Consider the following 11,944-nt stretch of genomic DNA (forward strand, 5'->3'; position numbering starts at 1 on the left):
TGCGCGGACGGGTCATCGCCGGGCTCGGGCGTCTCTGCCGGAACCGGTCGGATCAGATCTGGTCGAGTCGACCCGCGCAGGGACGCATCCGGTCGGGTCGGTCGGGTCGGTCAGACCCCGAGGACCCGGTCGGCCTCGGCGCGCGCCCAGCGCTCGGCCTCCGCGAGCGACTCGCGCGTGAGCGGGCCGGACGCCGGTTCGTGCGCGTCGACGACGCGGCGGATGGTGTCGACGATGTCGAGGAAGCCCGCACGCCCCGCGTGGAACGCCTGCACGGCCTGCTCGTTCGCCGCGTTGTAGACGGCCGGGTACGTGGATCCCGCCGCGCCGACCTGCTTCGCGAGCAGGACCGCGGGGAACGCCTCGTCGTCGAGCGGCTCGAACATCCACGTCGCCGCGCGGGTCCAGTCGATGGGCACCCCGACGTCGTGCATGCGGTGCGGCCAGTTGAGGCCGAGGGCGATGGGGAGGCGCATGTCCGGCGGGGACGCCTGCGCGAGGGTGGATCCGTCGATGAACTCGACCATGGAGTGCACGAGGGACTGCGGGTGGACGACCACGTCGATCCGCTCGTAGGGCACGTCGAAGAGCAGGTGCGCCTCGATGACCTCGAGGCCCTTGTTGACGAGCGTCGAGGAGTTGGTCGTGATGACGAGGCCCATGTCCCAGGTGGGGTGGGCGAGCGCCTCGCGCGGCGTGACGTGCGCGAGCTCGGCCCGTGTGCGGCCGCGGAACGGGCCGCCGGAGGCCGTGACGACGAGGCGCCTGACCTCCTCGGGCGTGCCCCCGCGGAGCGCCTGCGCGATGGCGGAGTGCTCCGAGTCGACGGGGACGAGCTGGCCGGGCGCCGCGAGCGATCGCACCAGCTCCCCGCCGACGATGAGCGACTCCTTGTTGGCGAGGGCGAGCGTGCGCCCCTCCTCCAGCGCGGCGAGGGTCGGGCCGAGACCGACGGATCCGGTGATGCCGTTGAGCACCACGTCGGCGTCGACCGAGCGGATGAGCTGCTCGGCCTCGTCCGCGCCGAGCGCCGTGTGCTCCACGCCCGCGACGCGCGCCTGCTCGGCGAGCGCCTCGCGCTTGCTGCCGGCGCCGAGCCCGACCACCTCGAACAGCTCCGGGTGGCGCGCGACGACCTCCAGGGCCTGCACGCCGATGGAGCCCGTGGATCCGAGGATGATGACGCGGCGCACGGCTGCTCCTACTGGGCCGGAGCGGGCTGGGTGCCGAGGATGTCGACGACGAACACGATGGTGTCCGTGCCGCCGATGTCCTCGCCCTGGCCCTGGTCGCCGTAGCCGTCGGCGGGCGGGATGACCGCGATGACCTGCGAGCCGACCTTCTGTCCGACGAGCGCCTTGGTGAAGCCGGGGATGACGCCGCTCGTCTGGAACGAGACCGGCTTGCCGCCCTTGTCCCAGCTCGAGTCGAACACCTTCTTCGTGTTCCAGTTGATGCCCGTGTACTGCACCGTGACGCTGGCGCCGTCGGTGACCTCGGCGCCGTCGCCGACCTTGAGGTTCGCGATCTGCGTCTCGGTGGGCGGATCCTGGTCGGGGATGGTGATGGTGGGGGCCCCGTCGTCCGCCAGCGTGACCGTCGGGAAGCCCTCGGGTGCCGGCTGGTCGACGCCGTCGGCGCGGGTGGGGACCTGGCTCAGCACGTCGACCACGATGACGATGGGGTCGTCGGCGCCGAGGCCGAGCTGCGTGGCCTGGTCGGCGGCGAAGCCGTCGGCGGCGGGGACGACCGCGACGACGCGGGAGCCGACGGTGGTGCACTCGACCGCGCGGACGACGCCGGGGACGAGCGCGCTGTCGTCGAGCGTGGCCGGGAGCGGCGCGTCCGCGTTGTAGGCGAGCTGCGAGATGGCCTCGCCGGTGTTCCCGTTGTAGGCGGCGAGGGCGATGTTCGCCGTGGCGCCCGCGCCGACCTCTGCGCCGTCGCCCTCGGTGACGACCGTGCGCTCGGTGGTGTCCACCTGCAGCGGACCGTCGACCGTGACCTCGGGGGCCGTGCCGAAGTCGCCGGAGACCTTGACCGACTTCGACGCGTCGCCCGACGGGGTGTCGATGCAGGACGCCCCCGCGGTGCGCGCGCCGGCCGTCGGGCTCGCGGACGGATCCGCGTCCGGGGTGCCGCTGCCGGAGCAGGCGGACAGCGCCAGGACGGCCGCCGCGGCCAGGGTGAGGGGGATGCGTCGCTTCACGTGAGTCGCTTTCATCGGCGCGCCGGACGCACCAGGTATGTGGGAGGGACCCGCACAGTCTGCCCGACCCTGCCGGGGGCCGCCTGACAGGGGTGGGAGACGGCTACGGGGATCCGGCGGCGGATCGGTCGTCCCCCGCGCCCGCGAGCACGGTCCGCGGCTCGTGGTGCACCGGGAAGGCGACGCTCGCGGCGATGAAGCACCGCTCGGACGCGCCCTGGTGGAGCGACGTGGCGAGCTCGACGTGCGCGGGATCCCGCACGGTGACGACGGGTCGCAGCGTGACCTCGACGAAGTGCCCGCCGCCGCCGTCCGTCTGCCGCATGGTGCCGGTGGGCTCGTCGCTGTAGCCCACGACGACGACGCCCGCCGCCGCGGCCGCGTGCAGGTAGCTGAGCAGGTGGCACTGCGCGAGCGCGGAGATGAGGGTCTCCTCCGGGTTCCAGCGGTCGGCGTCGCCGCGGAAGGGGCGGTCGGCGGATCCGAGGAGGTCGGGCTTGCCAGTGGCGCGGACCACGTGGTCGCGGCCGTAGGAGCGGTGGTCGGACGTGCCGGATCCGCGGTCGCCCGTCCACTCGAGGGACAGGGCGTACCGGTGCTCGATCTGCATGGGTTCACGCTAGCGAACGCGGACGCCGCCCTCTCGGATCCCCGTGCCCGCGCGGGTAGGCTCGCCGGATCATGACAGACACCCTGGACTCCGCCCTCGTCGGCACTCCTGCCGGCTCCGCCTCCCCCTCCCCCGCCGCGTCCGCCCGCGACGCGCGCCCGCAGGTGCCGCAGGAGCGACGCATCGTGACGGAGATCCCGGGGCCGCTCTCCCGCGAGCTGCACGAGCGCCGGAAGCGCGTGGTGCCGCCCGGCGTCTCCTCCCTCCTGCCCGTGTACGTCTCCCGCGCGCACGGCGCGATCGTGGAGGACGTGGACGGCAACCGCTTCATCGACCTGGGCGCCGGCATCGGCGTCACCACCGTCGGCCACACCCGGCAGGAGGTGGTGGACGCGGCGACCGCGCAGCTCGGCGACGTGATCCACACCCTCTTCACCGTGACCCCGTACGAGGAGTACGTGCGCGTGGCGGAGCTGCTCGCGGAGCACACGCCCGGCACGCACGAGAAGCGCACGGTGCTCGTGAACTCGGGCGCGGAGGCCGTGGAGAACGGCGTGAAGATCGCGCGCAAGCACACGGGCCGCCGCGCGGTCGCGGTGCTCGACCACGGCTACCACGGCCGCACGAACCTCACGATGGCGATGAACTACAAGGCGTCGCCCTACGGCACCGGCTTCGGGCCCTTCGCCGGCGACGTGTACCACGCGCCGAGCTCCTACCCGTATCACGACGGGCTCTCGGGCGCCGAGGCCGCGGCCCGCACCATCTCGTACCTCGAGAAGCGGATCGGCGCGACCGACCTCGCGTGCGTGGTCGCCGAGCCCATCCAGGGCGAGGGCGGCTTCATGGTGCCCGCCGACGGGTTCCTGCCCGCGCTCCAGGAGTGGTGCACGGCGAACGGCGTCGTGTTCATCGCGGACGAGATCCAGTCGGGTCTCGCGCGCACGGGCCGCTTCTTCGCGAGCGAGCACCTCGGCCTCGTGCCGGACCTCGTGCTCACCGCCAAGGGCATCGCCGGCGGCCTGCCGCTCGCCGGCGTGACCGGCCGCGCCGAGATCATGGACTCCGCGCTGCCCGGCGGGCTCGGCGGCACGTTCGGCGGCAACCCCGTGGCCGCGGCCGCCGCGGTGGCCGTGTTCGAGGCCATCGAGACGCACGGGCTGCTCGACGAGGCGACGCGCATCGGCGACCAGCTGCACCACGCGCTCGCGGACCTGCAGGAGGAGCACGACATCATCGGCGACGTGCGCGGCATCGGCGCGATGGTGGCCATCGAGCTCGTGCAGCCGGGCACCGGATCCACCACGAAGGAGCCGAACGCGGACGCGGTCTCGGCCATCGCGGCGTACTGCCACGCGCACGGGGTGATCATCCTCACGGCCGGCACGTACGGGAACGTGCTGCGCTTCCTGCCGAGCCTCGCGATCTCCGAGGAGCTGCTCGACGACGCCCTCGGCGTGATCGCCGACGCGTTCCGGGCGCTCTGATGGGGACGACCGTCGAGACGATCCCTGTGCAGGGCGCCGTGGAGCTCGCGGTGCTCGAGCGCAGCGGCTTCGTGGAGTCCCGCCACATCGGCGCGGCCGTGGTGCTCTCGCCCGCGGGCGAGGTGCTGCGCGAGGTCGGGGACGCGACGACGCCCGTCTTCCCGCGCTCCAGCATGAAGCCGTTCCAGGCGCTCGCGGTGCTGGCGAGCGGCGCGGAGCTCACCGAGGAGGAGCACGTGCTCGCCACGGCCAGCCACGCGGCGACCGCGCGTCACGTGGCGGTCGTGCGGGGGATCCTCGCGAAGGCCGGGCTCGACGAGTCCGCCCTCCGCTGCCCCGCGGACTGGCCGCTCGACCGGGCCGCGCGCGACGAGCTCGTGCGCGCCGGGATCCCCGCGTCCCCCGTCTACATGAACTGCTCCGGCAAGCACGCCGCGATGCTGCTGGCCTGCGTGACCAACGGGTGGTCGACCGACGACTACCTGCACCCGGACCACCCCCTGCAGGTGCGGATCCGCGACGTGGTCGAGCGCTTCACGGGCGAGCGGATCGCGACCACGGGCGTCGACGGCTGCGGCGCGCCCGTGCACGCAATGTCGCTCACGGCGCTCGCGCGCGGGATCCACCGCATCGCGACCTCCGCGCCCGGCTCGCCGTTCGCGCTGTACCGGCACGCGGCGGCGCTGACCGCCGCGGTGCGCGCCGAGGGCTGGGCGATCGACGGGCCCGGCCGCGCGAACACCGTCGTGATCGAGCGGCTCGGGCTGTTCGCCAAGGGCGGGGCCGAGGGGATCATGATCATGACCGCGCCCGACGGGACGACCGTGGCATCGAAGACGCTCGACGGCAGCCTCCGGGCCTCCACGATCGTCGCGCTCGAGCTGCTCGCCGAGGCGGGCGCGATCACGCGGGACGACGTCGAGCGCGTGCGTCCCGAGCTCGACCTCGCGGTGCTCGGCGGCGGCGTGCCGGTGGGCGAGATCCGGGTGTCGCCGGCGCTCATCGGCTGACCCCGGCGTCCTGCCGGCGCCGCGGTGGGTCCGCGGGGGCGGGCGGCTCCGCGGGGGCGCGCGTGCCCTCGCGGGCGGGCGTGCCCGCGGGCATCGACGGCGGCGGCCCCGGCGTGACGGGCGGCCAGGAGCAGCGGCGCACGTCGCCGTCGGGGGTGACGAGCCAGGCCCTCCCCGGGACGGCGGCGAGGGGCGGCGGCACCGCACGGACGCGGAGCAGCGTGCGCGCGTCCCGCGGGGTGCAGCCCTCCAGGATGACCCGGCCTGTGCGGCGGAGGTCCGCGAGGAGCGGACCGCGCACCAGCCATGCGTCGGGATCCCCGACCACGACCGGGAGGCGCGTCGTGGCGGCGCCGTCGCACGCGTCCGGGCCCGCGGCCGGGGCTCGTGTCGCGCCGACGTCCGCGGACGCGGGGAGCGGCTGATCCGCCGACCAGCCCGGCGGGATCCGGGTGGCGTCCACAGCGTCGACGCCGGCCTCCCGGAGGCGCGCGACCGCGGCGACCGGCGACGGCGTCACGAGCGCATGGACCGCGTCGGCCGCGAGGACGGCGCGGGGCGCGGGATCCGCGCGGCTCGACGGGCTCGGCTCCTGGGGCCACCGGGCACGCGCGGCCGCGGCTGACAGCGTGGGCTCGGGCTCGGGCGGCAGCGCCACCTGGATCCGCTCGCCGCGCCACTCCCCCGCACCGGGTCTCGCGCGGGCGTCGAAGAGGCGGCTCTCGCCGCCCGCCAGCACGTGCTCCTGCGCGGTCGGGAGCGGGAGGACGACAGGCGGGCCCGCAGCGGCCGCCAGCACCTGGAGCGGCCCGCCCGCACGACGCCCGGAGGCGGCGAGCGCCACGCCGGCCCCCGGCCCCTCGCGCACGATGACGGAAACCCGCTCGAGCAGGGCGGCCTGGTGGTCGGGCTCCAGGCGGGAGACGGCGACGTCGAGGTCGTCGGCGAGCACGAGGAGGGGACCGCGCCGGCCGCGCGGAGCGCGGATGCGGGCCGTGGCGGCGTCGATCGCGTCCCAGCACCCCTCGGCGTCCGACGGCGCGTGCAGCACCTCGACCCCAGCGGCGGCGGCGGACGCCCCGATCGTGCGCAGGCACGTGCTGCGGCCGGATCCCGGACCGCCTACGACGAGCAGATGGCCGTCGGCCGCCGGGCACCACACGGCCGTCGCCCGCCGCTGCTCGGCGGGCAGGTCGACGAGGGCGAACGGGAGGGCCGGCGCGCCGACGGAGGGGCCCGCGGATCCGTGCCGGAGGAGGGACGGCACCGCGGCGAGGTCCGCGAACGGGACGGCGGCCGGCAGCGGATCCAGCCAGGGGCGCCGCACGGGAGCGGTCGTCGCGCGGGCGGCGGCGACGCGGGCGAGGTCGTCCGACGTCGTGACCGCCACCTGGAGCGGACGCGCGGGCGCGCCGTGCGCACCCACGAGGCAGCGGCCCACGGGAGCGTCGGAGAGGCGGGCGGCCTCGACCGTGCCGAGGAGCGCGCGGCTGTCGGCCTCGTTGTTCACCCGGAGGGAGAGGCGGAGGTCGCAGTTGGCGAGCACCGCGTCGCGCACGACCCCGGCCGGGCGCTGGGTGCAGAGCACGAGGTGCATGCCGAGGGACCTGCCGCGGGCGGCGATGTCGGCCACGACCTCGTGCAGGCCGTCCTGGTCGGCGAGGAGGGCGGCCAGCTCGTCGACGACGATGACGAGCCGCGGCAGCACGCCCGCGGCGGCCGCGTCGTCGACGTCGCGGGCGCCCGCCGCGCGGAGGACGCGCTCGCGGTGCCGGATCTCCGCCCGCAGGCTCTCCAGCGCCCGGCGCGCGCCCTGCCCGTCGAGGTCGGTGACGAGGCCGACGGCATGCGGCAGGACGAGCAGCGGGTCGAAGGCCGCGCCGCCCTTGAAGTCCACGAGGAGCACGGTGACCTCCTCGGGCGGATGCGCGGCGGCGAGCGCCGCCATCCACGTGACGAGGAGCTCGCTCTTGCCGCTGCCGGTGGTGCCGGCGACCACCGCGTGCGGGCCGTCCGCCACGAGGTCCACCGTGACGGGACCCGCGTGCCCCAGGCCGATGACCGCCTCCAGCGTGCGCGGACGGCGGGTGCGCGGGCCGTCGTCCCCGGCGGGGCCGGCCGGACCGACCTCGCCGCCGACCGGGGACCTGTGCCCGGGCGTCGACGGACCGCGGCCGCGCTCGACCGGCAGCGCCGAGAAGGGCACGCGCGACGGCAGCGGCGTCCGTGCCGCCGCGAGCCCGCGACGCCGCGCGAGGTCGGCGAGCTCGTCCGCCAGGCGCTCCACCTCCGTGAGCGAGACGAGGTCGGGCCGCACGAGACCGGTGCGGGTGAGGCACGGCGACGGCACCCCGTCGCCGTCCGCCTCGGTCGGGAGCGCGGGCGCGACGGGCTCCGCGGAGCGCCGGGCGGCGAGGGCGTCCGCGGCGCCCGGCGGGGCGTCGGCCGTGAGGATCCGCGCCGTGCCCGGGGTGCGGACGTCGAGCACCGTGCGGCACGCGGCCGGGAGCGACTCGATCCTCGGGGCCGTCGCGAGCACGACCTCCCGCGCGCCGAGCACGAGGCGGATCGACGAGGCGCCCGGTTCCCCCGGCGCGGCGCCGGCGCTGTCACCCGCACCGGCACCGGCCGGGCCGGCCGCGCCCGGTCGCTCCTCGCGGAGCCCCTCCGCGGCGTGCGGGAGGCGTTCGAGCCAGTCCCACTGGGGCCCGGGCGGGCGGGACGCGATGCGGAGGTCGTCCGGCGGGAGGGCGTGTACGAGCTGCACGACGACGCCGCGGAGCACGGGCGCGACGAGGGCGGGAGCACCGCGCAGCCCGAGGCCGCCCGTGGCGGAGACGAGGACGGGCGCGTCCGGGATCCAGCGGACGAGATCCGCCCACCGCGCGGGACCGTGCGCCGACGTGAGGGCATCCGGCGACGCCGCCGCCCGGGGGTCGGCGCCACGAGCACGACGCGCGCGCCAGGGCGGGGCGCACCGGAGCAGGTGGCGGCGGAGCGGGCCGCCGACGTCGCCCTCGGCGGCGTCCGGCACCCGGGCGTCCGCGTCTCCGCGCCAGACCATGCCGCTCGGCACGTCGCCCGTGCCGAGGGCGACCGGGGGCGCGCCGCCGCCCGGATCCGCCCGCCAGAGGAGCGCGGGGTTCGCGCTGCCGTCGAGGATCTCGCGGGCGGACGGCGCCCGGGACCGCAGGGCGGTGCGGGCGGCGGCGACGCGGGCCCGCACCTCCGCGTGCAGGCGCTCCACCGCCGCACGGGACTCGCGCGCCGCGCGGCGGGCCGACCGCCGACCGGAGATGCGCTGATCCGCGACGCCCGCGACCGCGACCACGGGCCCGAGCGCCGCGAACAGCAGCGCGTAGGGCGACCGCGTGACGGCCCAGACCGCGACGCTGACGACGAGCGGCGCGGCGACGCCGAGGACGGGGAACGGCGGCGGCGGGGCGGGCGCGGGCGACGGGGGCGGGGAGATGTCCACGGCGCGAGGACACCAGGTGCGGGACGGCGCGACGGCACGGCGGCCGCGCGTCGTGGAGGGAGGGGGCGACGGGATCCTGGGGAGGGGCCGTCAGGGACGCGGCCGGCGCCGCCCGCCGCGCGACCGTCGCAGCGACGCGAGCGAGGCCATCGCCCGGATCCGCTGCCGGCGCGTGCGGCCCGCGTCCATGCGCGCGGCCAGCTCGTCGACGCGGCGCCAGGCGGCGTCGGCGAGCGGATCCGGCACCTCGCCGGGCGCGAAGGCCGACTCGTCGGCCACGTCCGCGAGGCCACGCGCGCCGCCCACGCCCGCGAGCCGCGCCAGCTCGCGCCGGGTGGCCGCGACGGGCGGCACGAGGCCGCGGTCGAGCGCGCCGTCGTGGAACTCGTCCCACGCGCCGCCGACCCGGTCCCGCGCCACGGTCGCGCCGCGCCGCCGACGCCGCCGGCTCGCCTTCGCCGCCACCACGGCGAGGAACGGCGACGCCGCGAGCCCGAGCGCGAGCAGCGACCAGCCGGCCACGCGCACGGCCGCGAGCACGGCCTGCAGCGCGGGATCCACCTCGGGCCGGTCGTCCTGGCCGGCGTCCGGCGGCGTGCGGTCCTCGGGCTCCGCCTGCTCCTCGACGGGCGGCGGCAGCACGGTCTGCGGGCGCGCGACCTCGGTGGGCTCGTCGGGCAGGGCGTCGGGGACGTCGCGGACGGGCGGGTTCGGATCCACCGCGACCCAGCCGGACGACGCGGTGTCGACCTCGATCCAGGCCGTGACGTCGGATCCGCGGACCGCCACCGGGCCGCCGTCCGCCTCGCGCACGGCCGCCTCGCCGGGCGCGAAGCCCATCACGACGCGCACGGGGAAGCCGAGGTCGTCGGCCATGAGGGCGGCCGCGACCGCGTACTGCTCGGCGTCGCCGAGCATGGGCCGGGTCGTCAGGAGGTCGGCGATCCGCTCGGCCGAGTGGCCCGACCGGCTGAAGGGCGCGTCGCCGACGCCGTGGCTGACGTAGCCGTCGGCGCGGAGGGCGGAGATCGCCGCGACGAGCCGGGCACCGGGCGAGGCGGAGGTGCCGGCGCCCGCGTCGGTGCCGCCCGCGGTCGCGCCGTCCGGCACGGCGGTGGACGCCGCGACGCGCGCGGCGACCTCGTCGGGCACGCCCGTGGGCCGCGGGGCCACGGCGTCGCCCGGGCGCTCGTCGGCGAGCGCCTCGAGCGGCGGGGTGGACGCGACGACCGCCTCGATCTCGTAGGCGTCGCCGGTGGTCAGCCCGCCGATCACGGCGCCGGTGGCGCTCGCGTCGTCGTAGTAGAAGGAGTCGGCGAGGCGTCCGCCGTCGTCGCCCGCGAAGGCGATGCGCTCGAGGCGGCCCGCGCCCGGCAGCCACACCCCGCGGTAGGCGTCGACGACGACGTCGAGGGTCACGTCGTCTCCGGGGACCCCCCGCTGGTCGAGCCGGTACGGCACGCGCGCGAACGTGCCCGAGGCCTGACCCGTGCGCGACGCGTCGACGCTGCCGCGCGCGCCGCCCGTGCCGTAGACGACGCCGTCGTACGTGTCGAGCGCGGCGAGCCGCACCCGGCCGCCCGCGGGCAGGCCCTGGACGGTGAGCAGCGTGTCGTCCACGGCCGGCGTCTTCCAGTACGTGCGGAAGGACGAGAGCGGGCTGACCTGCTCGCGCGGGTCGAACGGCTGCTCGACCGCGGAGCGGAGGCCGGTGCGGGACGCCTCGGGCGGGGCGGCGCCCGTCGCGGCCACGCCCGCGACGAGGGCGGTGGCGAGCACGACGGCCGCGGCGACCCCGGCGCGCGTGCCCGAGCGGCGCCGGTCGGAGGCGGACTCCACGGGGATCCCCGACTGCCGGCCGAGGCGGCGGACGGCGCGGTGGCGACGGCGCCAGCGGCACCGCGCGATCCACAGCAGGGCCGTCGCGAGCCACGCCAGCGCGATCGGGACGAGGAGGCCCGACGCGTCGGGCGCGTCCGGGCCCTGGCTGCGGTCGGGGCCGAGGGCGGCCGCGGCGACGAGGATCACGAGGGAGGGGACCACCGCGAGCTCCGGCCGCCGGGAGCGCAGCGCGACGGTGACGCCGACGACGGATCCGAGCAGCACGAGCGCGAACGCCGGCACGAGGAGCGCCTGGTAGTCGCCGACCGGGAGCGCGATGGTCAGCAGCCGCACGATGCCGAGGGACGCGCCCTCGACGAGCTCGGCGAGGCCGGCGAGCGTGGGACGCCAGCCGTCGACCGCGCCGGTCGGCACCGCGAGCGGGACCCCGAGGGCGAGGAAGACGACGACGACCGCGGCCGCGACCACCGCGCTGCCCCAGCGGAACCGGGCGCCCGCGACCGCGACCAGCGCGCCCGCGACCAGCGTGATCCCGGCCATGCGGACGAAGGACGCGTCGCGGTAGACGGGCCAGAACGCGGCCGCGGCGAGGCCCGTGAGGAGCGCGATCGCGAGGACGGGGACGAGCGTGCGGCCGGGGTCGCGGGATCCGGCGGGGGCCCGGGCGCGGCCGGCGTCGCGACCGGCGGGTGCGCGGCGCGCGCTCCCGGCGCTCACGCGGCGCTCCGCTGGAGCGCGCCGCGCAGGTCCTCGAGGTAGCCGATCGTGAGGACGGACAGGTCGCCGAGGCGGCGGAGGCCGGGCTCCACCTCGGGGTCGCAGACGACCGCGACCACCTGCACGCCGGGCGGGAACCCGACGGCCGCCGAGCGGATCGCGGCGGGTCCCGCGCCCGTGCCGCAGACGAGGAACACGACGGAGACGCCCGCGACCTCGTCGGCCGCCGCCCGGGCGAGCTCCACGAGCGACGCCGCGCGGTCGGACGCGCCGATCTCGGCGAGGTCGTCGAGGAGGCGGTCGCGCGTGACGGTGGCGAGGCGACGGAGGCGCGCGGAGCGGGATCCGGGCGGGCCCTGCCGCGCCACGGTGCGGGCGAGGCCCGGCAGGGTCGGCGCGATCGGCGGGCGGCGGGTCCGGGCGCGGCCGGCGGCCCGGTCGGCGCTCGCGACGACGGAGACGGTGCGCGCGTCGACGATGGCGCGCGCGCCCAGGGATCCGACGACGCTCACGGCGAGCTCGAACTCGGCGTCGGCCGTGGATCCGGGGAGCCCGCCCGGCGCGCGCCCGGCCGCGACCGTGGTGCCGCCC

At 77.4% G+C, this 11,944-nt stretch carries 7 protein-coding genes and 1 pseudogene; 2 read left to right on the top strand and 6 right to left on the bottom strand.

What is annotated here, in order from left to right:
* Positions 1 to 110: 110 nt before the first annotated feature.
* From BFL37_RS07715 to BFL37_RS07725, 3 genes are all read right to left on the bottom strand, one after another.
* Positions 111 to 1,193 (bottom strand): 1-deoxy-D-xylulose-5-phosphate reductoisomerase, encoded by a 1,083-nt coding sequence (locus BFL37_RS07715; protein WP_086514556.1) that lies wholly within the window; start codon positions 1,191 to 1,193, stop codon positions 111 to 113.
* Positions 1,194 to 1,201: 8 nt separating this feature from the next.
* Positions 1,202 to 2,209 (bottom strand): FKBP-type peptidyl-prolyl cis-trans isomerase, encoded by a 1,008-nt coding sequence (locus BFL37_RS07720; protein WP_241533910.1) that lies wholly within the window; start codon positions 2,207 to 2,209, stop codon positions 1,202 to 1,204.
* Positions 2,210 to 2,312: 103 nt separating this feature from the next.
* Positions 2,313 to 2,819, bottom strand: a complete 507-nt coding sequence (locus BFL37_RS07725; RefSeq protein WP_086514558.1) for an OsmC family protein — start codon at positions 2,817 to 2,819, stop codon at positions 2,313 to 2,315.
* A 71-nt stretch (positions 2,820 to 2,890) separates the two neighbouring features.
* On the opposite strand from BFL37_RS07725, the gene gabT reads away from it, so the two are divergent.
* Entirely contained in the window at positions 2,891 to 4,306 is a 1,416-nt protein-coding gene (gabT, locus tag BFL37_RS07730; RefSeq protein ID WP_086514559.1) for a 4-aminobutyrate--2-oxoglutarate transaminase, read from the top strand.
* Positions 4,306 to 5,316, top strand: a complete 1,011-nt coding sequence (locus BFL37_RS07735; protein WP_086514560.1) for an asparaginase — start codon at positions 4,306 to 4,308, stop codon at positions 5,314 to 5,316. The genes gabT and BFL37_RS07735 overlap by 1 nt, the downstream gene beginning before the upstream one ends.
* On the opposite strand, the gene BFL37_RS07740 is transcribed toward BFL37_RS07735, so the two are convergent.
* The 3 genes and pseudogenes from BFL37_RS07740 to BFL37_RS07750 form a co-directional block, all read right to left on the bottom strand.
* Entirely contained in the window at positions 5,306 to 8,794 is a 3,489-nt protein-coding gene (locus BFL37_RS07740) for an FtsK/SpoIIIE domain-containing protein (protein WP_086514561.1), read from the bottom strand. The two genes, BFL37_RS07735 and BFL37_RS07740, sit on opposite strands and share 11 nt — an antisense overlap.
* Before the next feature lie 90 nt (positions 8,795 to 8,884).
* Positions 8,885 to 11,353, bottom strand: a complete 2,469-nt coding sequence (locus BFL37_RS07745) for a transglutaminase domain-containing protein (RefSeq protein ID WP_086514562.1) — start codon at positions 11,351 to 11,353, stop codon at positions 8,885 to 8,887.
* Positions 11,350 to 11,944, bottom strand: a pseudogene (locus BFL37_RS07750) (DUF58 domain-containing protein); the annotation flags it as partial. The gene BFL37_RS07745 and the pseudogene BFL37_RS07750, both read right to left, overlap by 4 nt.

The organism is Clavibacter michiganensis, from assembly GCF_002151125.1.
GTDB lineage: Bacteria > Actinomycetota > Actinomycetes > Actinomycetales > Microbacteriaceae > Clavibacter > Clavibacter michiganensis_C.